Here is a 24,842-nt window from a genome sequence, read left to right on the forward strand (position 1 = left end):
GTAGATCCCTCTGAACTCAGATCTTGGACAATGCCTGTTCGAGATCGGCTATGATGTCCTTGACGTCCTCGATGCCGACGGAGAGGCGCACGACGTCTGGCCCGGCGCCGGCAGCGATCCTCTGCTCGTCGGTTAACTGCCGGTGCGTCGTCGAGGCCGGATGAATGACGAGCGAACGGGTATCGCCGATATTGGCAAGATGGGAGAAGAGCTCCAGCCCCTCGACCAGTGTCTTGCCCGCCTCATAGCCGCCCTTGACGCCGAAGGTGAAGACGGAGCCGGCGCCCTTCGGCGAGTAGCGCTGCTGCAGGGCGTGGTTCGGGTCGTCGTCGAGGCCGGCATAATTCACCCAGGCGATCTTGCTGTGCGCCTTCAGCCATTTGGCGACGGCGATCGCATTGTCGCTGTGGCGCTGCATTCTGAGCGGCAGCGTCTCGATGCCGGTCAGGATCAGGAAGGCATTGAAGGGCGAGATCGCCGGCCCGAGGTCGCGCAGGCCAAGCACGCGTGCAGCGATCGCGAAGGCGAAATTGCCGAAGGTCGCGTGTAGCACCATGCCGTTATATTCCGGCCGCGGGCTCGACAGCATCGGGTAATTGCCGGATTTCGACCAGTCGAAGGTGCCGCCGTCGACGATGAGGCCGCCCATGGAATTGCCGTGGCCGCCGAGAAACTTGGTCAGTGAATGCACGACGATGTCGGCACCGTGCTCGATCGGGCGGATGAGATAGGGTGTCGCCATCGTATTGTCGACGATCAGCGGCAGGCCGTGGCGATGTGCGACGTCGGCAATCGCCGCGATATCAACGAAGGTGCCGCCGGGATTGGCCAGGCTTTCGATGAAGATGCCGCGTGTCTTGTCGTCGATCTGGCTTTCGAAGCTTGTCGGATCGGCGGCATCGGCCCAACGCACCTGCCAGCCAAAATTCTCGAAGGCATGGCCGAACTGATTGACCGAGCCGCCATAGAGCTGGCGGGCAGCGATGAAATTCTCGCCGGGGCGCATGATGTTGTGGAAGACGATCACCTGCGCCGCGTGGCCGGAAGCAACGGCAAGGGCTGCCGTGCCACCCTCGAGCGCTGCGACGCGCTCCTCAAGCACGGCTTGCGTCGGGTTCATGATGCGGGTGTAGATGTTGCCGAAGGCCTGCAGCCCGAAGAGGGCGGCGGCATGATCGGAATCATTGAAGACGAAAGCGGTCGTCTGGTAGATCGGCGTTACCCGCGCCCCGGTCGTCGGGTCGGGCTGTGCGCCGGCATGAATCGCCAACGTATTGAATCCCGGATCATTCTTGGCCATGTCGTCCTCCCGTTGTTGCTGACGGGCGGGATCATAGCCTGTCGCTTACGAAAGTTAACCGCGATCCGTTTCAACCCATGGGCCTTCGGTGGAAAATCCATCTCAGCAGACCGCAACTCAGGCAATAAGACGAGGATACTCGATCGCAGGGCAGCGGTTCATCACGACCTGGATGCCGGCAGCCTCCGCCTTTGCCGCAGCCGCATCGTCGCGGACGCCAAGCTGGGCCCAGATGATCTTCGGCAGCGGCTTCAGCACCAGCGCCTCCTCGACGACACCATCCAGATATTCGGAGGCGCGAAATACGTCGACCATGTCGATCGGCACGGGAATGTCGGCGAGTCGGGCATAGACGGTACGGCCTTGGATCTGTTTGCCCGCCTGCCCTGGATTGACAGGAATGACCTCGTAGCCAAGCGACAGCAGATAGCCCATGACGCCGTTGCTCGGCCGGGCCGGATTGGGCGAAGCGCCGGTCAGCGCGATGGTTTTTGCCGAATGCAGAATTCCGGCGAGGTATTCATCCGTGTAGGCGTCGTGATTCATGTCCGCTTCTCCATTCCCGAAAGCCCTTCGGCACAGCCGACATGTTTTTTTGCGTTTTCATGAAACCGGCGGTGTGTCTCTTTCGTATATATGAATTGGCTGCTCTCTGAGGATGATTCGATGAAAAGAATCGCTCTTGCCCTCATGCTCGTGCTCGCCGCATCGCCGGCGCTGGCGATCTCGCGTTACAATCCGCTCGCCATGATCTGTGCCAGCGTGCGCGCTGCCATCCACAATCAAGGCGCCGTCATCTTCCGCTACCAGTCTCCGCATGGCTTGCCGCTCTATGATCGCTATGTCCGCAACAGCAATTATTGCGACGCGACCGATTATGCCGAATGGACGCATATCCCTTCGAAAGACAATCCCCGCTGCCAGGTATTGAACTGCCAGAGCATAGACAACCTTGACGGGATGCTCTTCGTTCCGCATCATCAGCTTTGATTTTTTCGCCGTCGTGACAGCCGCCTAAACTGTACGTCTTTCGCGTTTGCGAAAGGCCTGAGCTCAATTCCGCGCTGCGATTTCTTGAAGATTGCACAACCAAAGGCTTTAATTTTCCCCTATGTCAAAGCTATAGAATAATATCTATATTTCAGTAGCATAGAATAATCGCCTCCCGAATTCTCGTAGATATTTTCTCCTTTTGTTCGCGATAATTCCGCCGTTTGTTCCCTCGTCCATTAGAAACATCTCATAGTTGAAAGCATCGCGTGGATTGAACGTATATCGCGCGCACGCAAAAATTGCCGCAATGCCCCACCATTGTTCACATCCTGAAAGGATGCTATTCGACATATGAACGCATAAGCGACCGCAGCCGCACGTTTTCGTGCAAATCCCAGTTGTCTTTTCAGAAATTTCAGACGCCGAAGGCGAGGCGTATTCCGCTTCCTCTCATCTTCTCCGGACTTACTCCCTTGCCTCTCGACGTTATCCTGCTCGTTCTCTTCGGCGCACTGCTGCACGCGACATGGAACGCCATCGTCAAGGCAGGGAGCGATAAATCCCTGGATGCGGCGCTGATCTCTGCCGGCGGCGCCGTTTCGGCACTGCCGTTCCTGGCGTTCCTGCCGCTGCCACACGCCTCCGCATGGCCGTTCATTGGCGCCTCGGCCATCCTGCAATTCGCTTATTTCCAGCTGGTCGCCGCCGCCTATCGGGCAGGCGACATCGGCCTCGTCTATCCGCTGATGCGTGGCTGTGCTCCTCTCCTGATCGCCGCGACAAGCGGTTTCATCCTCAAGGAAAATCTTTCCGGCGGCGCTCTTGCCGGCACAATGACAATCTGCGCCGGCGTGCTGATGCTCGCCTTGGAGGCGCGACGCGGCAGCCGCAGCGCAGTCGTCCTCTCGCTTGCCAATGCCTGCGTCATCGCCAGCTACACCTATGTCGACGGCGTCGGCGCGCGCATCTCCGGCAATGCGGTTTCCTACACCTTGTGGATGTCGCTGCTGCCGCCGGTACTGCTGTTTTCCTGGGCGGTGTCGCAGCGCGGCGCTTTCGCAGTCGTGCGTCACGTTCGCCGCAACTGGTGGCGCGGTCTTATCGGCGGCGCCGGCTCGATCGCTTCCTACGGGCTGGCACTCTGGGCAATGACGAAAGCCCCGGTCGCGACCGTTGCAGCCCTGCGCGAAACCGCGATCCTCTTTGCGTTGGTGATCTCGATCACCGTCTTCAAGGAAAAAGCCAGCATCTGGCGCTACGTCGCCGGCGTCGTCATCGCGATCGGCGGGCTGGTTCTGAAACTGGCGTGATTACTCGCAGTTCCATTCAGGTTTACGCTTGCCGAGGAAGGCGCTGATCCCTTCCTGCGCATCCTGCGTCAGCATGTTCTCGACCATCACCCTGGCGGTATAATCATATGCCGCTTCCACCGGCAGTTCGAGCTGCCGGTAGAAGGTTTCCTTGCCGATCTTCAGCGTCAGCGGCGATTTGCTGGCGATCACAGCCGCATATTTGGAAACCACCTGCGCCAGATACTGCTTCGGCACGATACGGTTGACGAGGCCGAAATCCTTGGCGGTCGAGGCGTCGATCGTCTCGCCGGTCAGCAGCATCTCCATTGCCTGCTTTCGGTGCGCTGCACGCGAAACGGCCACCATCGGCGTCGAACAGAAGAGGCCGATGTTGACGCCCGGCGTGCAGAATGTCGAACTATCCGTGCAGATCGCCAGATCGCAGGAGGCAACGAGCTGGCAGCCTGCAGCCGTCGCCAGCCCATCGATCTCGGCAATGACGGGCTTCGGCAGATGGGCGATCTTCAGCATCAGATCGGCGCAGAGCCGGAAGGTCTTTTCGAAGAAACCGGCACCCTGATCTTCATCGGCGCGATGGGCCGTCAGCTCTTTCAGATCATGTCCCGCGGAAAAGACGTTGCCGGTCGAGGCGATGACGACGACACGCACATCCGGCTCCGCTCCGGCCGCATCGAGCTCTTCCATCAGGGCTTCGAGAAGCGCGATCGAAAGCACATTGGCCGGCGGGTTATCGAGCACGAGCCGCAGCACGCCGTCGCGCAGAGAGCGGGTCAGCAGTCCGCCCCCCTCCGCTCTGGCTGCGTCCGGGAAGGATACGATTTCGGCCATGATGCTGCTCCCTGCGCTCGATTCCAGTCAGACGTTTTGCCACAAGGCGCCGGCAATTTCGAGCAGGATCCGCACTCCCCGCGTAGCTGCGGGACGTCAGGACCAGAACCACGACTTCGATGTCTCGGCCCGCGCCTGCGCACGGGTCAGACCGACATCAGAAAGCTCGTCGTCAGTGAGTTCCGAAAGCGTGCGGCGGCTGCGGCGCTTTTCGAGGTGATGTTCGATCGTCATCAGCAGCCGCAGGCTCCAGCGCGCCATGCCGCGAAGTCTCGACCGAGCGATATCGCGAGGTGTGTCAAGGATCCCGCTCAATTCCAGGGCCATCTCTTCTTCCTTTCTTCAACGGATGAAAGATGCGCTGGAAGATGCCGCGAAAGAAGCTTATGGATATTATGATATGCATAAGGATTTCTTTTGTATGCCTCTCCACCTCGATCAGCTTGCCGCCTTCGTCAACGTCGCCGATCTCGGAAGCTTTACGGCTGCGGCCGACAAGGAAGGCCTGACGCAACCGGCCGTCAGCCTGCAGGTCAAGGGGCTCGAACAGCGGCTCGGCGTCCGGCTGATCGAGCGTGTCGGGCGGCGGGCGCAGCCGACCGCGGCAGGCCTCGACCTGCTCGTGCACGCAAGGCGGCTGCTCCAGGAATCGGCCGCCGCGGAAGAAGCGATGATGCCGTACAGAGATGGAGCCAGCGGCCGCGTGCGCATCGGTAGCGGCGGCACGGCGTCGATCCATCTGCTTCCTCGCACCATCGCCGTCGCCAGAAAATCCATGCCCGGCCTCGAAATCACCGTGCGCATCGGCGATGCCGACGACATTCTGCGCGATCTGGAGGCCAACAGCCTCGATATCGCCGTCGTCGCCCTGCCGGCATCGGGACGGAACTTCGAGATCGAACCGTTCTACGAGGAGGAATTGCTGGCCGTTGCCCCCGCGGGCAGTCTCATGCCCGACGGCGGACCGGACGCCGCGTTCATGCGCGACAGGACACTGCTGCTTTATGAGGGAGGCAATACCAGGCGGGCAATCGACACGTGGCTGGCTGCACCGGATACCAGGATCCGACCTGCGATGGAGTTCGGCAGCATCGAGGCGATCAAGGAGCTGGTGGCCGTGGGGCTCGGCTGGTCGATCCTGCCGGGGCTGGCGCTGAAGCGCGACCGCGCCGGCCTCGTCACGACTTCATCGCTGAACCCGCAGCTCACGCGCCGCCTCGGCATGGTTCTACGGCGAGACAAACATCTGACCCGCGGTCTTCGCGAAATGATCAAATGCCTGCGCGAGTTCGAGGATTAAAACGGCTTTCGGCCGTGGAGCGTTGGTTCAAACCCGGTGAAAGCGACGCGGAAAAGGCCAAACACGGCACATCTGCGGCCGACAAATGTGAGGTATTATAATACCATATACATAACTAGTTGTTTTCACTTATTCTTTTTTCCGATCTCTCAGAAAAGTCGATATTGACCGAATATCACATTCCCTTTATACACCGCGCCAGAACGCAGCCTATCCGGGCTGCTTTCTTTTTGGCATGCCTCAAGCCTGCTAATCCAAGCAACAAGAAACGCCCTTCAAGCCTTCGGGCCAAGGGTCCCAAAAGAGAGTATTCACTATGGCAACCTTCTCCCAGAAGCCTGCAGAGGTGGAGAAGAAGTGGGTGATCATCGACGCCGAAGGGCTGGTCGTTGGCCGTCTCGCTTCCATCATAGCTATGCGCCTGCGCGGCAAGCACAAGGCAACCTTCACGCCTCACGTTGACGACGGCGACAACGTCATCGTCATCAATGCCGAAAAGGTCGTTTTCACCGGCAAGAAGTATTCCGACAAGGTCTACTACTGGCACACCGGTTATGCCGGCGGCATCAAGGAACGCAGCGCACGCCAGATCATCGAAGGCCGCTTCCCGGAGCGCGTCCTCGAAAAGGCCGTCGAACGTATGGTTCCGCGTGGCCCGCTCGGCCGTCGCCAGATGAAGAACCTGCGCGTTTACGCCGGCTCCAACCATCCCCATGAAGCCCAGCAGCCGGTCGCCCTCGACGTTGCCGCGCTCAACAAAAAGAACGTAAGGAGCGCCTGATATGGCTGACCTCTCCTCCCTGAAGGATCTCGGCACGGCTTCCGAAGCTGCTGCTCCGGCCCACGTCCGCAAGGTCGATTCGCTCGGCCGCTCCTACGCGACCGGCAAGCGCAAGAACGCCGTCGCCCGCGTCTGGGTCAAGCCGGGCTCCGGCAAGATCACCGTCAACGGCAAGGAATTCGCGGAATATTTCGCACGTCCGGTGCTGCAGATGATCCTGCGCCAGCCGATCGTTGCGGCTGCCCGTGACGGCCAGTTCGACATCGTCGCAACCGTTGCCGGCGGCGGCCTCTCCGGCCAGGCCGGTGCCGTTCGCCATGGCGTGTCCAAGGCGCTCACCTACTTCGAACCGGGCCTGCGCGCGGTGCTGAAGAAGGGCGGCTTCCTGACCCGCGACAGCCGCGTCGTCGAACGCAAGAAGTACGGCAAGGCAAAGGCCCGCCGCTCGTTCCAGTTCTCCAAGCGTTAATCGCTTCGGACAGACGGAATTTACGAAGGCCGGGGCAACCCGGCCTTTTTGTTTTGCGCTGCTTAAATCAATCGGAAGCGTGTTGGCATGCCATTGTCGCATACCAGTTCTGCTGGTAGAAACTTGGCAAAGCGCTTCGGGAATGAGCGGAGCCGCAGTCAGGGGCGCATGATGGGAACAACCAAGTCCGCAGACAAATAGGCCGCAACAACTTTGTCCTGTTGTTGCGGCGTCTGTCCGGTGAATCCCGATACCGATGAAGAGACAGATCGCCGCCGAATGAAATCATTTGAGCGGGTTCTTTCCCATGTCTTATCCCAAAATCCAGCACTGGACTTATTCCCTGCCGACAGCCTTGCTGCTGATGGCACCGTTCGACATCCTGGCCTCGCTCGCCATGGATATCTATTTGCCGATCGTGCCGATGATGCCGGAGGCACTCGGCACTTCGCCGGCCATCATCCAACTGACCCTCAGCCTCTACATGATCGTGCTCGGTGTCGGCCAGATCGTCTTCGGCCCAATTTCCGATATTATCGGACGACGGCCTGTCCTGCTTGGAGGTGCTGCACTCTTTGCCGCTGCATCCTTTCTGCTTGCTGGCTCCTCGTCGGCGCCGCTCTTCGTGGTCTTGAGATTGCTGCAGGCAGTCGGCGCGTCGGCGACCCTCGTCGCAACTTTCGCAACTGTGCGTGACGTCTACGGCGGGCGTCCCGAAAGCAGCACGATCTATAGCCTTCTCGGCTCCATTCTCTCGTTCGTGCCCGCATTGGGTCCGATCGCTGGAGCTCTGATATCGGATCGCTTCGGCTGGCGCGCCATCTTCCTCGTCATCGGTCTCCTTTCCATCGCCGCGCTTTTCAACGCCAGCATGCGGTGGCACGAAACCCGCCCTGCCGTTACCGCGAAGATCGATGTCCGCCCGATCCTTACAAGCCTTCCCTTCTGGGTCTATACGGGTGGCTTCAGCACGGCGATGGGCGCCTTCTTCGTCTTCTTCTCGACGGCACCTCGTATCTTGATCGACGAAGCCGGCTTCTCCGGCATCGGCTTCAGCTTCGTCTTTGCTACGGTGGCGCTGGTGATGATCGTGACGGCGCGTTTCGCCAAAGGCTTCGTGATGCGCTGGGGCATTGCAGGCAGCCTTGCCAGAGGCATGGCAGTGCTGCTTCTCGGCGCCGCGCTGCTTGTCTTCGGAGAGTTGTTTCTGCAGCCTTCCCTGGTCAGCTTCGTCATGCCGATGTGGATCATCGCAATCGGCATCGTCCTTGCAACGGCGGTCACGGCCAACGGCGCGCTCGCCGCCTTTGGCGACACGGCGGGAACGGCGGTCGCGTTCTATTTCTGCGTCCAGAGCATCATCGTCGGCTTTGCCGGAACCTTCTTTGTGATTCTGCTCGGCGGCGACAATGCCTGGCCGCTCGCGGGCTATATCTCAGCGACCGCGCTGACGACGATGGCTGGATTGTGGTGCCTGTGGGAGCCGGCCCGATAGGCAGCGGGCGAATGACGGTCGCTCGACGATCACGAGCGGCCGTCGTCCGAACGATTGCTTGAAATCCGTCCGCACCTCGCCTACCCCTTTCTGCGCGCGAAGGATCGGCCAATTCCTTCGCGAGAGACCCGCCGCCCGACACCTCGCGTCGAACGGCAATCCTGCAATGCAGAGTCCGCATCGAACGCGACTATGGTTTTGCGGCCGAAAAAGGAGCATGACTTGGCGAACAGATCGATTGACCACGCCTTCACGGCGACCAGCCTCACCTCCGCTGCCAGCGACCCGACCTTTGCCGGCGCGCTGTCCTTCATGCGCCGCCGCTTCACCAAGGAGCTCGCCGGCGTCGACGTCGCCGTCTGGGGCATTCCCTTCGATGCCGCGACATCGAACAGGCCGGGCACACGTTTCGGGCCGCAGGCGATCCGGCGCGCCTCGGCGATCTTCGACAATGATGCGCAATATCCCTTCAACCGCGACCTCTTCGCCGAAATGGCCGTGATCGACTATGGCGACTGCCTGCTCGATTATGGCAATCATCAAGACACGCCAGCCGCTATCGAACGCCAGGCAAATGTCATCCTCGACAGCGGCGCCTTCCTGCTGACGCTCGGCGGCGATCATTACGTCACCTGGCCGCTGCTGAAAGCCCATGTAGCAAAACATGGGCCGCTGGCGCTCGTGCAGTTCGACGCGCATCAGGACACGTGGTTCGACGAGGAACGGCGCATCGACCATGGCTCTTTCGTGGCGCGGGCCGCCCGCGAAGGCATCATCGATCCCGACCGCTCCATTCAGATCGGCATCCGCACCCACGCGCCGGAGGATTGCGGCGTCAATATTCTCTACGGTCATCAGGTCGAGGAGATGAGCGCCAGCGATATCGCCTCGGCGATCATCTCCCATACGCGCGGGGCGCCGGCCTATCTCACCTTCGATATCGATTGCCTCGATCCTGCCTTTGCGCCGGGCACCGGCACGCCGGTTTCAGGCGGGCCGTCGAGCGCCAAGATCCTCTCGGTGCTGCAGCGTCTGCACCAGCTCGATATCCGCGGCGCCGATGTCGTCGAGGTGTCGCCGCCCTATGATCATGCCGATATTACCGCCATTGCGGGGGCAACGGTGGCGATGTATATGCTGGGGCTTCATGCCGAGCGACGCGCCATCGCCGTGTCACAAGGCTGACTTATCATCCTCAAACTGAATCCGGAAACCTTCAGAACCCATTGAAAGCGCAGGTTTAACATGGCACCGAAAATCTTCATCGACGGCGAACACGGCACGACGGGTCTGCAGATCCGCACCCGTATGGCCGGCCGCCGCGATGTCGAGCTTCTGTCAATTCCCGAAGCAGAGCGGCGCAACGCCGCGATGCGCGAGGACATGCTGAACAGCGCCGATATCGCCATCCTCTGCCTGCCCGACGACGCGTCGAAGGAAGCCGTGCAGATGGTTTCGGCCAACAACAATGTGCGCGTCATCGACACCTCGACCGCCTTTCGCGTCAATCCCGGCTGGGCCTATGGCTTTGCCGAAATGGACGGCGCACAGGCCGACAGAATCAGAGCCGCCCGTTTCGTCGCCAATCCCGGCTGTTATCCCACCGGAGCGATCGGCCTCATTCGGCCGCTGCGCGTCGCCGGCATTCTGCCGGACGGCTATCCGGTTACGGTCAACGCGGTTTCCGGCTATACCGGCGGCGGCAAGCAGATGATCGCGCAGATGGAAAACCCGGATCACCCGGATGCGATCACCGCGCCGCATTTCCTCTACGGCCTGCCGCTCACCCATAAACACGTGCCCGAGATGACCGTGCACGGCTTGCTCGATCGCGCACCGATCTTCTCGCCGTCGGTCGGCAAGTTCGCCCAGGGCATGATCGTGCAGGTGCCGCTGCATCTCGACGATCTCGCCGAGGGCACGACGATGGAAAGCATTCATACCGCACTCGTCGCCCATTATGCCGGCCAGGATATCGTCAGTGTCGTGCCGCTGGCCGAAAGCAAGGCCCTGCCCCGGGTCAACGCCGTCGAACTCGAAGGCAAGGATACGATGAAGCTCTTCATCTTCGGCACGCCAGGTGCTTCGCAGGTGAACCTCGTGGCGCTGCTCGACAATCTCGGCAAGGGTGCCTCGGGCGCTGCTGTGCAGAACATGGACCTGATGCTCGCCTCGTAGAGCGCGATCGGCGGCGACATGGATGCCGCTCGAGCTTTGTGTCGATCTCTTCATCATGATCTTTCCTGCGGCCGCTCGCCTCGGCGGTCGCAGCATCGCTTTCGCGCTCGATCGCCGATGACGATTGGGTTATGAAAACGGACCCTTCCTCGCTACCAATCCCGAATCACGGAGCCTGACGTCATGACGCTCGATGCGCTTATCGCTGGCGTAGGCGCATGGTTTGCCACCGCCCTGCCCGATCATGGCATCTATGCGCTGATGGCGTTTGCCTTCATCGCCGGGCTTGCCCGCGGCTTTTCGGGCTTCGGCGCCGCATTGATCTTCATTCCGCTCGGTGGCGCGATCGTTGGGCCGAAGCTGATCTCGCCGATCCTGCTCGTCATCGACGGCATTGCGGCGCTTGGGATGATCCCTTCCGCCTGGCGCGGCGCCAACCGACCCGAGGTCTTCGTCATGGCGGCGGGGGCCGCCCTCGGCGTGCCGGCCGGCACGGCGATACTGGCGTTGCTCGACCCGCTGCTCTTGCGCTGGAGTATCACGATCATCGCCATCTGCCTGCTTGCGCTACTGGTATCGGGATGGCGCTATCATGGGGAGCCATCCGCGCCGCTGACCTGCGGCATCGGCTTGATCGCGGGGCTTTTCAGCGGCACCGCGCAGCTCGGCGGACCGCCGGTCGTCGCCTACTGGCTCGGCGGCAAAAGCGACTTTACCCGCGCGTCAGGGCGAATGTCGTGCTCTACTTCTCGATCTCGTCCGTTTTCAGCGCCATCAGCTATTATGTCGGCGGACTGTTCGTGCCTGCCGTCTTTGCGCTCACCGCCGTCATCCTGCCGAGTTATGCGGTCGGGCTTTACGGCGGCTCGAAACTGTTCGGGCTTGCCGAAGAGCGGACCTTCCGCATCGCCTGCTACATCCTGATCGCCGCCGCCGCGATCATCGGCATGCCGCTGCTCGACGGCGTGCTGCGATAGATCCGCCCCGAGAGGGCCGCTCGCCTCAGTCGCGTTCGGCGATCATCGTCCCGTGCGGATATTCGCCGTAAAAGCCGCGCCAGTTGGCGACGGCGAAGCCGAAAACCACAAGCGCGCCGGCCTGATGCAGCAGGCCCCAGTGAAGCGGCACCTGCATCAGCAGCGTCGCGATGCCGATCGCTGCCTGCAGCGTCACCAGCACGAAAAGCAGGACGGCGCGGCGTGCATGGGTGGTCCAAGGTGCTGCGCGAAGGGCGATTACCATGTTGATCAGCGTCAGTGCGAACAGCGTATAGGCGCCGATGCGGTGGATGAACTGCACCGTCTTCGGGTTCTCGAAGGCATTGATCCAGAAGGGCTGCTGGATCAGCAGATCGGAGGGAATGACGGCGCCATCCATCAGCGGCCAGGTATTGTAGGAAAAACCGGCGTCGAGGCCCGCCACCAGCGCGCCGAGATAGATCTGGAACAGCGCAAAAATGGCGATCGCGGCGGCAAATCCGCGCGAGCTTCGTGCCGGCGCCGGATCGTCGGAATGTCTGGAGAGACCACGCATGATCCACATGCAGCCGGCAAAGATCAGGCAGGCCATCACGAGATGCGTCGCCAGCCTGTACTGGCTGACGTCGGTGCGGACGGACAGGCCCGAGGACACCATCCACCAACCGACAAAACCCTGCAGGCCGCCGAGCGCCAGGATGCCGACGAGCGGCCACCGCAGACGTTTTTCGATCCGCCCCGTCAGCCAGAAATAGATGAGCGGCAGCGCGAAGATCACGCCGATACCGCGGGCGATCAGCCGGTGCGCCCATTCCCACCAGAAGATGCCTTTGAACTCATCGACGGTCATGGAGTTGTTCAGCTGCTGAAATTCGGGAATGCGCTGGTAGAGACGGAATTCCTCCTCCCATTCGGCAGCCGACAGCGGCGGGATGACGCCGTGGATCGGCTTCCATTCCGTGATCGACAGGCCGGAATTGGTCAGCCGCGTGGCACCGCCGACGAGCACGAGACAGAACAGCGCCAAAATCACGAAACCGAGCCAGAGGCGCAAGGCGCGGCGGTCGCGGTTCTGCTTGCGCACTTCGCTCAGGATCGCCTGTTCCGTGGTCGGGTTTGCGACGGCCATGATGTCTCCTTCTATCCGGCAGTTGATTTGCCCCACCGGCTCATGCAAAACAAGCCCCGAACCTTTGCGGCATGCCGTCGCGCCGGTTCGACCCGTCCATGCCGAGAGATAACCGATGCCCGTCCGCCTCCGCAAATTCATCGGCACGATCCTCATCATCGTGCTCGTGCTCGTCTATGCGCTGGTGGCGAATACGATCGCGGTGGCAACGCTCGGCAACGCGCCGTGGTGGGGACATCTCCTCTACTTCCTGCTCACCGGACTGCTATGGGTGTTGCCGGCGATGGTGATCATCAAATGGATGGCCGGCCCCCCGCTGCGCTAAAGCGCGTCGCGATCTTTCAGATCTGCTTGTTGCGCTTCAGGTCTTTGCTTTTACGCATGTCGTTGTCGCAAAACCGCTGCACGCTTTTGCGCGACATGCTTTAGGGCCATTAACGGCCGAATAACCGTGATCCGCGGAAAACCTCGCCCATCGCGTGCGGTTAAACCTAATATACGTCTGCCATACTTACCTTCCCGTTCAGCATTCTTGACCGGAGAAAACCGTGCAGACGCAAAAGCTCGACGTCCATGAACAGCCATCCGATAAGGCGCTGGCCGATACGGCCATTTCGCGCCTGCGCCAGCTGAGCATGAAACTCGCCATGGCTGGAATCGACATCGAAGTCTTCGACACGATGCAGCCGCTAGAAGGTGACTGGCGGGCGCTGGAGCGCGACAATCTCCAATCACTCCATCAGAGCTACGACTGGTGCGCCGCCTGGGTGAGCGCTTTCCAGCGGCCGCTTGCGATCCTCAAAGGCATCCATGCGGGTCAGACCGCCTTCATTTTGCCAGTCGAGATCGTCAAGTCTCGCGGGCTCACGACAGCGAAATTCATCGCCGCCGATCACAGCAATATCAATACCGGCCTGTTCGCGGAAAGCTTTGCCGAAGCCGGCAGAACCATCGACCCCCATGAGTTCGCCGCCCAACTCCAGCACGCACTGAAGGGCCGCGCCGATCTCCTGCTGCTGCAGAACATTCCGCTGGAATGGCGCGGGCGCGAGAGCCCGCTCGCGGGGCTGCCGATGGTGCACAACCAGAACCACGCCTATCAGCTGCCGTTCCTTTCCGCATTCGAGGACACGCTGAAGCAGCTCAATGCCAAGAACCGGCGCAAGAAATTCCGCGTTCAGTCGAAGCGCTTCGAGGCGGCCGGCGGCTTCGAATACGTCATTCCCGAGACACCAGAAGAACAGCATAGCCAGCTCGATATCTTCTTCCGGCTGAAGAGCGCCCGCTTCGCCAGCCTCGGCCTGCCCGACGTCTTTGCCGACAGGGAAACGCAGGCCTTCCTGCACGGTCTCATCGACAAGCGGGATGACACCAGGCAGTACTTCGGGCTGCAGATGCATATGCTCCGGCTCAAGGGCGAGCTTGAGGGTAAGATCGCCGCGATTTCAGGCATTTCGCGCAAGGGTGACCATATCATCTGCCAGTTCGGGGCGATCGATGAAGAGCTCGTGCCGGATACGAGCCCCGGCGAATTCCTCTATTGGCAGACTATCTCGGGATTGCATGGCAAGGGTGTGGCGCTGTTCGATTTCGGCCTCGGCGACCAGACCTACAAGCGTTCCTGGGCGCCGGTCGAGACCGCACACTACGACGTGGTGCTGCCGGTATCGCCGTTCGGTGTGATCGCCGGCGCCGCACACCGGATCGTCACCCGCGGCAAGGCACACATCAAGGCGCGCCCGAAACTCTACAAATTCGCCCAAGGCATTCGGGCACGGATCGGCTAACCGTTCAAGCAGCCCGGCCGAGCGTCTGCTCGGCCCCTTCGCCGCCGGACATCAGCACGACGCGCTCATAGCCTGCAGCCTGGAATTCCGTCATCAGAGCCACAAAGACGGTTTCCTCGACCTCAGGCAGCGAGAGGATGATCTCGACGTCCCGGCTGCGCGTCAGCCGCGAGACGCCGGCGACATCGGCCGAACCGCATTCGACGACCACGAGGTCGTAGGCGGCGGCGAGTGCATCGAGCAGCAACGACAGCCGGTCGACGCCGCGCATGGCGCGGCGCACATCGCTCTGGCCTTGAGGGATGAGATGGGCATCGGAAAGGCGGTCGCCGTGGATCGTATCGCCGAAGGCGGCCTCGCCGCAAAGCAGATCGGTGACACCGAGAGCGGCCCGGTCCTCGGCCATCAGTTCTGTGGGGTAGCCGGAACCTGTCATGTCGATCAGGATGACGCGACGGCCGGCGTCGGCGAGCATGCGGGTCAGCGAAACCGTCGCCGCCGAGCCATTGTCACCGGTCGGAGATATCGCGATAGCAAGTGATGCGCGGCTGCCAGTGAGATAGTCTGCAACTGAGGCGACGGAGAATTCATTCTCGTCCTCCGGCTCGTCCTCTGGCGCCTCCTCGGCGGCCTTCACGTGCTCGATCACATCCTCTTCGTCCGCGACCACGGCAAGCATGCTCGGCTGGACGGGCTTTTTGGCGGCAGCGACGGCCGCAACGGCCTGCGGCACATGCTTCTCCTCGACGAACGCTTCTGCCTCGATTGTCTCCGGAGCCGCATCTGTCGGGCGGAGTGCCCGGCCGCTGAAGAGTTCGGACAGCATGATGGCGATGGCGCTGATGATCAGCGTCGCGACGGCAGCGACGACGACGATCGGCACCACTTTCGGGAAATAGGGATCGACCGGCTCGATGGCCCTGGAAACGATACGGGCATCCGCCGGGCTCGAATTGCTGTCGGCGCGGGAGGCGGCCTCACGGTAGCGCACCAGATAGGTTTCGAGCAACTGGCGCTGGGCGTTCGCCTCGCGCTCCAGCGCATTCAGGCCGACCTCGTCCTCGCCGGCACGGGCGCTGTTGGCTTGCGCAGTGTCGGACTGGCGCTCCAGTTCGTTCGCCCTCAGATCCGCAACCTTGGATTCATTCTCGATGCTCGCCAGTATCTTCTGCGTCTCCTGGCGGATCTGGGTGCGGATATCGGAGAGCTGAGCGCGCAGGCTTTTCAGCCGCGGATGGTTGTTGAGAAGGCTGGTCTGCAGATCGGAGATCTGCGACTGCAGGCCGGATTCCGTCCCCTTCAGCCGCTGGATCGCCTGTGAGGACATGATGTCCGGCAGCGTATCGAAGGCCTCGCCCGAGGACAGTGCATTTCGAACCGCCTGCGCCCGCGCCTCGGCATTGGCCTTATCGCCCCGCACGCGGGTCAACTCGGCGGAGATATCGTTCAATTGTTGGGCCGGAAAAGTGGTCGTGCCGTTCGTCTGCAACAGTCCGTGCGACGTGCGATATTCGGCGACCTTCTTCTCGGCTTCGCTGACCTTCTGGCGCAAGCCCTCGATCTCCGGCTCCAGCCAGCGGGTCGCCTCGGAGTTGGAATCGAGCTTGGCGCCGCTTTGGGTCGAGAGGTAGACATTCGCCATGGCGTTCGGGATGGCGGCCGCGAGCTTCGGGTCCTTGGAGGTGAAATTGATGCCGATGACGCGCGAACCCGGCACCTGATAGACCTGCAGGCGTTCGACGAAGGCGTCGATGACGCGCTCTTCCGGCGGGTTCTCCAGCGGGTTCTTCTTCAGATGCAGCTTCACCAGGATACTGCCCATCACCGAGCCGCTGGCGGCATCGTCGAATTCCGGCAGGTTATAAAGCTTCAGGTCGTTGATGACCTTCTTGAGGAGATCGGCCGATTGCAGAAGCTGCACCTGGCTGGCGATGTTCAGTTCGTCCATCAGCGGACCGGCGCTGGCGTCATTGATCTGCTGGGTGCTGGCGAAGGCCGGCGCACGGGGTTCGATGAGGATGCGTGTTTCGCTGCGATATTGCGGCGACATGATCTTGGCGCCGGCAAAGGCGACGCCCGCCCCCACGAGGGTGATTGTCAGAATCCGCAGACGGCGCGCCCAGACCGCACGGACCAACTGGCCAAGGTCTATGTCCACATCCTGATCACGAGCTACGCCGGACATGCTCTTACTCCACAACAAAGGTGCCGCAAGCGTAAACGACCATGGTAACTCAACGGTTAATGACAAGCTCGCCAAGAAATGGCCGATGATCGATGAAGGAAACCGGGAAATTGCAAGCGCCCTTTACCGGGCATTAACCCTAACGGATCGATAACGACTGCACCGAGTTCATTTTTGTGAGCACAAGCGGATGTCTGTCGTCCAGCCCAAGATCCTTTTGGCCCTGAGCCTTGCAGCCATGACCGCAGCATTGGGCGGCTGCACGACGTACAAGCCTGCGCCGAAGGCCTTCAACGAGGCGACCATTCAGCCTTATACGCTGGACAGCGGCGATCGACTGCGCATCACCGTCTTCGACCAGCAGAGCCTGACCAACACCTATACGGTAGATCAGGCCGGCTATGTCGCCTTCCCGCTCATCGGCCAGGTCCCTGCCCGCGGACGAACCCTGCAGCAACTCTCGGGGCAGATCGCCCAAAAACTGCAGCAGGGCTATCTTCGCGATCCCGACGTCACGATCGATGTCGATCGCTACCGTTCGGTCTTCATCATGGGTGAAGTGGGCCAGCCCGGCCAGTATGCCTATGTTCCCGGCATGACAGTGCAGAATGCCATCGCGGTTGCCGGCGGCTTCACCAGCCGCGCCAACCAGCGCGTGGTCGATGTCACCCGCAAGATCAATGGACAGGTGCTGACTGGCCGCATCAACATATCAGGGCCGATCATCGCAGGTGACACGATCTACGTTCGCGAACGGCTTTTCTGAGTGATGGCACAGCAGCCGCTCCGCATCCTCCATTGCTTCAGGTCGCCGGTCGGCGGAATTTTCCGCCATGTCCGCGATCTCGTCGAGGAGCATAGCAAGGCCGGCCACGACATCGGCATCCTCTGCGACAGCTCGACCGGCGGCGAGTACGAGGACAGCCTGTTCGACGATATCCGTCCGTATCTCTCGCTCGGCCTGACACGCGTGCCGATCCGGCGCTCGATCAGTCCGTCCGATATTGCGACGATGTGGGATACATACAAGAAAATCAAAAGTTTGCGGCCGGATGTGCTGCACGGACACGGCGCCAAGGGCGGCGTGCTCGCGCGACTTGCCGGCTCAGCGTTGCGGGTGAACAGGTATCGCGTAGCCCGCCTCTATACCGCGCATGGTGGAAGCCTGCATTATTCGCGCTCCTCGCTCAGCGGACAGTTCGTCCTCAGGATGGAGCGCCTGCAGGAATATTTCACCGATGCGCTGGTCTTCATCTGCGAATATGAGCGCGATACCTATGCGCGCAAGGTCGGTCGACCGCGGACGAAGACGAGGCTGATCTACAACGGTATCAGCGAGCGCGATTTCGAGACGATCCCGACCCGCTCGGATGCCGTGCATTTCATCTATGTGGGAATGCTGCGGGACCTCAAGGGTCCCGATCTGTTTGTCGATGCCTTCGCCAAGACCGAGCGGCTGCTCGGCAGGCCACTATCGGCGCTGATGATCGGCGACGGGCCGGATCGCGACCGCTACCGCGAGATGATGGTCGAACGCGGCCTTGGCAAACGCATCGGCATGCTGCCGGCAATGCGGGTCCACGAAGCCTTCTCCATGGCGCAGAACCTCGTCGTTCCCTCGCGCGCCGAAGCCATGCCCTATATCGTGCTCGAGGGGCTCGGCGCCGGCAAGACGATCATCGCAAGCCGTGTCGGCGGCATTCCCGAGGTGCTCGGCGCCGACAGCGCGGCGCTGGTGGAGCCTGGCAATTCCGACGATCTCGCCCGCGTCATGGCGGAAACGCTGAGCACACCCGATTGGCACGCCAGGACGATGCCGAAACCCGAGGCGGTGAAGGCGGTGTTTTCGTCCGCCGTCATGGCGCGTGATGTCCTGAAATTGTACCATGAGCTCGTCAACCCGGCTGCCGGCCAAGCTATGCCCGCCGCCTCGTAAATATTTCTTAGGGGCTTTCTGGTATTTCGCAGGGTGACAACGAGCGACAATGCCCCATGAACAAACTGGGCCCCATGAACAAGCTGGAAAAAGGCGATCAATTCGACGTGGAAGCACTGCGCAAGCAGGTCTCCGACATCGAGGTTCGCGGCGACGCGGTTCAGGAGAATTCCTCCGACCCGACCGAAATTAATCCCTATGCCCGCCAGATCGCCGAACAGTTCCGCGACGGAACTCATTCGCCTGCGATCGTCATCGGGCAATTGCGGCTGCTGGAATTCCTGGCACTCTTTGCGATTGCGCTGACGGTTCACTATTTCTGGCCCGACGAGGGCAACGATTCCACGCTGGTGCTGGCGGGCATGGCGGTGATCGCTTCGGTCTTGACCGTTGTCGGCCTGCAGCTTGCCGACACCTACACCATTCCCGCACTTCGGGCGAAGCTGCGGCTGATGCCGCGCATCGTCGCCGCTTGGACGATCGCGCTTCTCCTGACCGTCGGCCTGTTCGGGCTCATTCGCGGAACCACGTGGGCGATGGTCGACGCCTACATCCCTTGGTTCGTTGCAGGCGCGCTCTTCCTTGCAGCCGAACGCTTTGTTGTCGCCTACGCCATCCGCAACTGGGCGCGCAACGGCATCATGGAACGCCGCGCCGTCATCGTCGGTGGCGGCGAGCCGGCCAAGGACCTGATCCGCGTCCTCGAACAGCAGGCCGACAACGACATCCGCGTCTGCGGCATCTTCGACGACCGCGGCGAGAAGCGCTCGCCGATCATGGTCGCCGGTTATCCGAAACTCGGCACTGTCGCCGAACTCGTCGAATTCGTACGGCTGACACGCATCGACATGCTGATCATTGCCCTACCGCTGTCGGCCGAGGCCCGTATCTACGACCTTTTGAAAAAGCTCTGGGTTCTGCCGGTCGATATCCGCCTTGCCGCGCATGCCAACCGGCTGCGCTTCCGGCCGCGCGCCTATTCGCATGTCGGCTCGGTGCCGATGCTCGACATTTTCAAGAAGCCGATCCGCGACTGGGATTCCGTTGCCAAGCGCGGCTTCGACATCTTCTTCACGATCGTCGCACTGGCGCTGCTCTGGCCGATCATGGTCGCAACCGCGATCGCCATCAAGGCGACCTCCGCGGGACCGGTCTTCTTCATGCAGAAGCGCCACGGCTTCAACAACGAAATCATCAATGTCTTCAAGTTTCGGTCGATGTACACCAACATGGCCGACCCCACGGGCAAGGCCGCGGTGACCAAGGGCGATCCGCGCGTCACTCGCGTCGGCCGCTTCATCCGCAAGACCTCGATCGATGAACTACCGCAGCTTTTCAACGTACTGAGGGGCGATCTCTCGCTCGTCGGCCCACGTCCGCATGCCGTTCTCGCCCAGGCGCGCGACCGCGCCTTCGGCGATGTCGTCGAGGGTTATTTCGCCCGCCACCGCGTCAAGCCCGGCGTCACCGGCTGGGCCCAGATCAACGGCTGGCGCGGCGAAGTGGACAATGACGAGAAGATCAAGTTCCGCACGGCCTACGACCTCTATTACATCGAGAACTGGTCGCTCTGGTTCGATCTCAAGATCCTGTTCCTGACGCCGATCCGGCTGCTCAACACGGAAAACGCCTATTGAGCGCGATCGAGGCGACATATCCCCGTGTCGCCCAACCGCAGCGTATGACGCTGCGCCTGATCGGCTCGGCCTTCGTCGCCTTCGGCGTCTTCCTCTCCGGTTTCGTGATCGACGAGCCGGCGCCCTATGAACTCTGGATGGCCGGGCTGATCGGCCTCTGGTTCATCCTGGGCCTCCGGATTTCGCGCGGCGTAGCACCACTGCTCGCCCTGCTGCTGACCTTCAATATCGGCGGCATGCTGTCGCTGACGCAGATGAAGGACCTGGCAACGGCGCCGATGTATATCGCAGTGTCGACCTTTCTGGCGCTGACGGCGGTCTTCTACGCGGCAATCATCGAGGACAGCCATAAGCGGCTGCCGCTGATCTTCAACGCCTGGACCTTTGCCGCTGTCGCCACCTCCGCGCTCGGCATACTCGGCTATTTCCATGCCTTTCCGGGCGCGGAAATTTTCACGCTCTACGACCGCGCCAAGGGCGCCTTCCAGGATCCCAACGTCTTCGGGCCCTTCCTGGTGCCGCCATCGCTCTATCTCGTCCACGGTATCCTGGCCGGCGATTTGAAGAAATCGCCGTTGAAGGCCGCCGCCCTGCTCGTGCTTGCGCTCGGCATCTTCCTCTCTTTCTCCCGCGCCGCCTGGGGGCTCTTCGCGCTTGGCGTGGTGCTGCTGATCTTCATCATGCTGCTGAAAGAGCGCAGTGGCGCTTTTCGCCTGCGAGTCCTGGTCCTGTCGCTGGCGGCGATCATCATGTTGGTCGCCTCGCTGCTGGTAGCACTGCAGATCCCCAAGGTCGCCGAACTGTTTTCGGCGCGCGCCCAGCTGGTGCAGCAATATGATGGCGAACATCTCGGCCGCTTCGAGCGCCACCGGATCGGCTTCACCATGATGATGGAGCGCCCGCTCGGTATCGGGCCGCTGGTGTTCGGCACGATGTTTCCCGAGGACGAGCATAATATCTGGCTGAAATCGCTCACTTCTTATGGCTGGCTCGGCTTCGTCAGCTATGTCGGCATGCTTCTCTGGACGCTGGCTCTCGGCTTCCGAAACCTGCTGCTCGACCGGCCATGGCAGCCCTTCCTGATGATCGCCTGGATCTCGGTTCTCGGCCATGCGACAATCGGCAACGTCATCGATATCGACCACTGGCGCCATGTCTATCTGCTGCTTGGAACCGTCTGGGGCTGCGCGGCGCTGGAAGTGCGCCACAAGCGCGATCAAAGACGAAGGGCAGCGTGACCTCTTGCTGTCCAAGTAAGCGTGTGGCTCCGAAACGACACCTTCGCATATGGCTGTTTATTTTGTCGCTCCTGCCGTCAGGCCGGCAATGAACCGTCGCTGGAAAACCAGATAAGTCAGGATGAGCGGGAAAATCACGATCACCGCACCGGCGGTCAGAACCGGTGTGTTGACGGTATAACGCCCCTGGAAAAACAGCATGCCGAGGGGCAGCGTCCGATAAGCGTCGTCGTTGACCAGAATGAACGGAATGAGAAACTCATTCCAGGTCCATATGAACAGAAACAGCGCCAGCGTCGACATTGCCGGCACCATGAGCGGGATAACGATCTTGCGCAGGATATAGAAGCGTCCGGCGCCATCGAGAACCGCCGCTTCGAGAACTTCTTCCGGCAGTTGCTGCATCGCGCTGGCGAGGAAGATCGTCGAGAATGGTATCGACATCGCGATCTGCGGCACAATGAGAGCCGCATAGGTATTGATCAGTCCGAGATACCGCATTTCATAATAAAGCGGGATGATGAAGGCTTCCGCCGGCACCATCATGCCGAGCGTCAGGATAGCGAACAGCGTACGCCGCAGCGGAAATGACAGGTATGCGAAGGCAAAGCCGGTCAGCAGGCCTAAAATGACGCTTGCAGCAACGACGGGTATGACAACGATGATCGAATTCCAGAAGTAGATGTTGAAATGTCCGGCATTCCAAGCATCGACGTAATTTTCGAAATGTGGATATGCCGGCAACGCGAATGCACCCTGCAGAACGTCGGCCTTGCTCTTTATTGAGGTTAGAAGCAGGAGCAGGAAGGGGATGATCGTGACGAAAGCAAGAAGCCAGAGGACAATGCGGAGGAATAGCGGGCCGGAGGAAATGTTAAATGAACGGCTCATCAAGCCAATCCCTTATGCCGCGATCCCACAAATCGGTGAATTGCATAGTTGATGACGAATGTGAGTATCGCGCCGACAATGGCGATGGCCGCCGCAGCGCCGAACCGATTGAGCTCGAAGCCGAGCTGATACATGTATATGTTCGGCACGAGCGTAGCGTTGGCGGGTCCGCCCCGGGTCATTGTAAAAATCAGGTCGAAGCTTTTGATCGACGCTATGACCGTCAAAAGCAAAACCACCCTTATTTCAGGCAATAGAAGCGGCAGCGTTATCCAGAAAAAGGTTTTTCGCGCCGAAGCACCATCGACCTTGGCAGCGTCGAAAAGCGACGGGTCGATGCGCTGGATTCCGGTCAGGAAAATGACCATGCAAAAACCAAAGAAATACCAAGTGGCAACGATCCCGACCGCGGGAAGAACAAAATTGAAATCTCCCAGCCACGGGAGTGCGAAGGCGCCCAACCCGACTGCTCTGAGAAACTGATTGAATGGGCCGAATGCAGGATTGTAGAGCCATGCCCAGATGATGCCCAACACGGCAGTCGGCATGATATAAGGCAGGAACAAGAATGTGCGCAGGGCGAGTTGTTCGCGTTGCTTCAGATTCCAGACGCAAGCAGCAAGAGCGATACCGAGCACGAGCGGCAGGACACAGTAGAAGATCATAAGCTCGGCATTGTTACGCAAGGCAGTATAAAAACGACTGTCAGAAAAGAGATCGGCGTAATTGCCCAAACCAACCCATTTGGGCATGGCCAAGCCGTCCCAGCTGGTCAGGCTCAAACCCAAAGCCGCGAGGATCGGTCCAAAGACAAAAGCCGCGTAGAACAGCAATCCAGGCAATAAATAGATAAAATTGGTATGTTGCGAGCCATCAAGTGCGGAGCGTTTCATCCAGTACTCCATAAAGCCAAAGCTGTGGTCATCGCGCAGCAAGCCGATCGCAATGTTCATTTATCTCGATCGACGAGACTGAGGTCACGACCGCAGGGGACGGCCGTGACCTGCGCTCGCAATCTTTATTTCTTATCCTTCAGGTAGGCCTGATAATCCTTGTCCATAGCATCGACAAAGGCTTCGGGCGTGATATTGCCGGACAGGAGAAGCGGCGTGTTGTCGTCTATTGTCTTCAGCATCGTTGGGCTCGACCAATCGGGGTAATGGCCGAGAGCGTCGTTTGCGTTGAGTGTCTTCCACATTTCGATGCCGGAGCTGAGGAGCGGCGTGAGCTTTGGCTTTGCGTCAGCCGCGAGCGAAGTTGCCGGGAGATAGCCAGCATTGGCCCAGGTTTCAGCAGCCTTTTCTGAGACCATATAGTCGATATATGCGCCGGCTAGGTCCTGTGTCGGCTTCGTTTTGGCAAGGCTCGTTATCGCCCAGGCAAGATCCACGCCCCCGACACTCATGGGCTTGGAAATGCCTTTCGGGGCGGGAATGGCCATAAAGCCGATATCCGGATTGTGCTGCATGTCACCGAAATACCAGGTCCCGGAGATCAGGAACGCGCCCTGCCCGGAAATGAAAAGCTGGACGGCGTCGTCACCTGAGATGCCTTCGAAACCGGGGAAAAAATAACCGCCCTGTGCCCACTGCTGCACGAGTTTGGCGGATTCGATGTTTCCCTTGGTGTTCCAGGAGCCGCCACGGCCGTAAATCAGGTCGTCAAGCTCGGCGCGATTGCTCGCGTCGATATGCGCTTGGTCGATGGCGCCGATCATGTGCAAGGCCAGATGCTGCTTTGCCGAGCCCATCATGAAGGGCGGAATGCCCTTTTCCTTCAGCTTGTCGAGATCGGTTAGAAGCTCCTCGAAGGTTTGCGGCAGCGCTACTCCCGCATCGCCGAGGATCTTTTTATTGTAGTAGAGGCCAACGATCTCGCCGAGGCCTGATATGCCGTAGGTCTTACCGACCCCAAATTTTCCATCTCCCCAGCGGTCTCGAGCAAGCACGGAATCCGACTGGAGTTTATCCCAGCCATATTGTTTGATGTAGTCGTCGACCGGCAGGAGCAATCCCTCCTTGACCATTGCCCCCATGTCACCGGCGCCCTGGTTGACCTTCGTGATGACCGGGCCATCACCCGCCGAAACCGCAAGCTTCAACGTCAACTTCATGTCATCAAAGGTGCGGGCGGTGCGTTTGATCGTGACGCCGGGGTGGGCAGCTTCGAACTCCTTGTTAAGTTGCTCTATGACCGCACTCTGGCCTTCATAGGTTTGGTCATCCCACACAGCCAGGTCGTCAGCACGCGCGGCTGCCGAAAGGCCAAAACTCAAAAGCGCCGCGCCAGCAAGCGCGACAGCTGCTTTCAATCGGTATGCCGGCAGTATGCTGATCGATTTCACGGTTCTGTTCATCTGCTCCACCTCATCTGGTTTATTCTCCACTCTCCGCCCAGGCCTTGTG

23 protein-coding genes and 1 pseudogene are annotated in these 24,842 nt (G+C 60.5%); 15 read left to right on the forward strand and 9 right to left on the reverse strand.

Annotation, left to right across the window (positions count from 1 at the left end; all coding sequences use genetic code 11):
- Positions 1-16: 16 nt before the first annotated feature.
- Complete coding sequence (locus tag ACS4RR_RS17360) at positions 17-1,300, reverse strand: O-acetylhomoserine aminocarboxypropyltransferase (RefSeq protein WP_222384757.1); 1,284 nt, start codon at positions 1,298-1,300, stop codon at positions 17-19.
- Between the two features lie 117 nt (positions 1,301-1,417).
- Positions 1,418-1,846, reverse strand: coding sequence for a CoA-binding protein (locus tag ACS4RR_RS17365; protein ID WP_456189060.1), 429 nt, complete (start codon positions 1,844-1,846; stop codon positions 1,418-1,420).
- 120 nt (positions 1,847-1,966) lie between these two features.
- On the opposite strand from ACS4RR_RS17365, the gene ACS4RR_RS17370 reads away from it, so the two are divergent.
- Together ACS4RR_RS17370 and ACS4RR_RS17375 are read left to right on the forward strand one after the other, a co-directional pair.
- Positions 1,967-2,290: a hypothetical protein gene (locus ACS4RR_RS17370; RefSeq protein ID WP_456189061.1), complete on the forward strand. Its 324-nt coding sequence runs from the start codon at positions 1,967-1,969 to the stop codon at positions 2,288-2,290.
- A gap of 476 nt (positions 2,291-2,766) precedes the next feature.
- Positions 2,767-3,603: an EamA family transporter gene (locus ACS4RR_RS17375; protein ID WP_222384755.1), complete on the forward strand. Its 837-nt coding sequence runs from the start codon at positions 2,767-2,769 to the stop codon at positions 3,601-3,603.
- Here ACS4RR_RS17375 and ACS4RR_RS17380 read toward each other — a convergent pair whose 3' ends face one another.
- Together ACS4RR_RS17380 and ACS4RR_RS17385 are read right to left on the reverse strand one after the other, a co-directional pair.
- Positions 3,604-4,434 (reverse strand): enoyl-CoA hydratase, encoded by an 831-nt coding sequence (locus tag ACS4RR_RS17380; RefSeq protein WP_222384754.1) that lies wholly within the window; start codon positions 4,432-4,434, stop codon positions 3,604-3,606. It abuts the gene before it with no gap.
- Positions 4,435-4,530: 96 nt separating this feature from the next.
- Positions 4,531-4,761, reverse strand: a complete 231-nt coding sequence (locus tag ACS4RR_RS17385) for a DUF1127 domain-containing protein (protein WP_170278509.1) — start codon at positions 4,759-4,761, stop codon at positions 4,531-4,533.
- Positions 4,762-4,834: 73 nt separating this feature from the next.
- On the opposite strand from ACS4RR_RS17385, the gene ACS4RR_RS17390 reads away from it, so the two are divergent.
- The 7 genes and pseudogenes from ACS4RR_RS17390 (at position 4,835) to ACS4RR_RS17420 (ending at position 11,634) form a co-directional block, all read left to right on the forward strand.
- The gene (locus ACS4RR_RS17390; protein WP_260110609.1) at positions 4,835-5,734 is read left to right on the forward strand and encodes a LysR family transcriptional regulator; all 900 of its coding nucleotides are present in this window, start codon (positions 4,835-4,837) and stop codon (positions 5,732-5,734) included.
- Positions 5,735-6,050: 316 nt separating this feature from the next.
- Positions 6,051-6,515: a 50S ribosomal protein L13 gene (gene rplM, locus ACS4RR_RS17395; protein WP_003558420.1), complete on the forward strand. Its 465-nt coding sequence runs from the start codon at positions 6,051-6,053 to the stop codon at positions 6,513-6,515.
- Between the two features lies 1 nt (position 6,516).
- Entirely contained in the window at positions 6,517-6,984 is a 468-nt protein-coding gene (gene rpsI, locus ACS4RR_RS17400; RefSeq protein ID WP_017963826.1) for a 30S ribosomal protein S9, read from the forward strand.
- 307 nt (positions 6,985-7,291) lie between these two features.
- Positions 7,292-8,479 carry a CmlA/FloR family chloramphenicol efflux MFS transporter gene (gene cml, locus ACS4RR_RS17405; RefSeq protein ID WP_456189062.1) on the forward strand — a complete coding sequence of 396 codons (1,188 nt, stop codon included), beginning with the start codon at positions 7,292-7,294 and terminating at the stop codon, positions 8,477-8,479.
- Between the two features lie 222 nt (positions 8,480-8,701).
- Complete coding sequence (speB, locus tag ACS4RR_RS17410) at positions 8,702-9,664, forward strand: agmatinase (RefSeq protein WP_018494132.1); 963 nt, start codon at positions 8,702-8,704, stop codon at positions 9,662-9,664.
- A gap of 60 nt (positions 9,665-9,724) precedes the next feature.
- The gene (argC, locus tag ACS4RR_RS17415; RefSeq protein ID WP_456189063.1) at positions 9,725-10,657 is read left to right on the forward strand and encodes an N-acetyl-gamma-glutamyl-phosphate reductase; all 933 of its coding nucleotides are present in this window, start codon (positions 9,725-9,727) and stop codon (positions 10,655-10,657) included.
- Between the two features lie 183 nt (positions 10,658-10,840).
- A pseudogene (locus tag ACS4RR_RS17420) lies at positions 10,841-11,634 on the forward strand (TSUP family transporter).
- A gap of 25 nt (positions 11,635-11,659) precedes the next feature.
- Here ACS4RR_RS17420 and ACS4RR_RS17425 read toward each other — a convergent pair.
- Complete coding sequence (locus ACS4RR_RS17425) at positions 11,660-12,763, reverse strand: COX15/CtaA family protein (RefSeq protein WP_017963821.1); 1,104 nt, start codon at positions 12,761-12,763, stop codon at positions 11,660-11,662.
- A 115-nt stretch (positions 12,764-12,878) separates the two neighbouring features.
- Between ACS4RR_RS17425 and ACS4RR_RS17430 the strand changes: the two genes are divergently transcribed.
- A complete protein-coding gene (locus ACS4RR_RS17430; RefSeq protein ID WP_012756929.1) occupies positions 12,879-13,088 on the forward strand; it encodes a DUF2842 domain-containing protein in 210 nt (69 codons plus the stop codon).
- A 223-nt stretch (positions 13,089-13,311) separates the two neighbouring features.
- On the forward strand, positions 13,312-14,550 hold the full coding sequence (locus tag ACS4RR_RS17435) for a GNAT family N-acetyltransferase (protein WP_017963820.1): 1,239 nt from the start codon (positions 13,312-13,314) through the stop codon (positions 14,548-14,550).
- Between the two features lie 4 nt (positions 14,551-14,554).
- Here ACS4RR_RS17435 and ACS4RR_RS17440 read toward each other — a convergent pair whose 3' ends face one another.
- Positions 14,555-16,735 carry a GumC family protein gene (locus ACS4RR_RS17440; RefSeq protein WP_017963819.1) on the reverse strand — a complete coding sequence of 727 codons (2,181 nt, stop codon included), beginning with the start codon at positions 16,733-16,735 and terminating at the stop codon, positions 14,555-14,557.
- Positions 16,736-16,925: 190 nt separating this feature from the next.
- On the opposite strand from ACS4RR_RS17440, the gene ACS4RR_RS17445 reads away from it, so the two are divergent.
- From ACS4RR_RS17445 to ACS4RR_RS17460, 4 genes are all read left to right on the forward strand, one after another.
- A complete protein-coding gene (locus tag ACS4RR_RS17445; protein WP_017963818.1) occupies positions 16,926-17,501 on the forward strand; it encodes a polysaccharide biosynthesis/export family protein in 576 nt (191 codons plus the stop codon).
- Positions 17,502-18,671 carry a glycosyltransferase family 4 protein gene (locus ACS4RR_RS17450; RefSeq protein ID WP_085991515.1) on the forward strand — a complete coding sequence of 390 codons (1,170 nt, stop codon included), beginning with the start codon at positions 17,502-17,504 and terminating at the stop codon, positions 18,669-18,671.
- Between the two features lie 74 nt (positions 18,672-18,745).
- Positions 18,746-20,308: an undecaprenyl-phosphate glucose phosphotransferase gene (locus ACS4RR_RS17455; protein ID WP_017963816.1), complete on the forward strand. Its 1,563-nt coding sequence runs from the start codon at positions 18,746-18,748 to the stop codon at positions 20,306-20,308.
- The gene (locus ACS4RR_RS17460; protein WP_260298544.1) at positions 20,305-21,546 is read left to right on the forward strand and encodes an O-antigen ligase family protein; all 1,242 of its coding nucleotides are present in this window, start codon (positions 20,305-20,307) and stop codon (positions 21,544-21,546) included. Before ACS4RR_RS17455 ends, ACS4RR_RS17460 begins: the two co-directional genes overlap by 4 nt.
- 57 nt (positions 21,547-21,603) lie before the next feature.
- Here ACS4RR_RS17460 and ACS4RR_RS17465 read toward each other — a convergent pair whose 3' ends face one another.
- The 3 genes from ACS4RR_RS17465 to ACS4RR_RS17475 form a co-directional block, all read right to left on the reverse strand.
- Positions 21,604-22,437 carry a carbohydrate ABC transporter permease gene (locus tag ACS4RR_RS17465; protein ID WP_020486073.1) on the reverse strand — a complete coding sequence of 278 codons (834 nt, stop codon included), beginning with the start codon at positions 22,435-22,437 and terminating at the stop codon, positions 21,604-21,606.
- Complete coding sequence (locus ACS4RR_RS17470; RefSeq protein ID WP_026154106.1) at positions 22,437-23,330, reverse strand: carbohydrate ABC transporter permease; 894 nt, start codon at positions 23,328-23,330, stop codon at positions 22,437-22,439. Before ACS4RR_RS17470 ends, ACS4RR_RS17465 begins: the two co-directional genes overlap by 1 nt.
- A 125-nt stretch (positions 23,331-23,455) precedes the next feature.
- Positions 23,456-24,793: an extracellular solute-binding protein gene (locus ACS4RR_RS17475; RefSeq protein ID WP_017963812.1), complete on the reverse strand. Its 1,338-nt coding sequence runs from the start codon at positions 24,791-24,793 to the stop codon at positions 23,456-23,458.
- Positions 24,794-24,842 lie beyond the last annotated feature (49 nt).

This window comes from Rhizobium zaerense, assembly GCF_051810725.1.
GTDB lineage: Bacteria > Pseudomonadota > Alphaproteobacteria > Rhizobiales > Rhizobiaceae > Rhizobium > Rhizobium leguminosarum_I.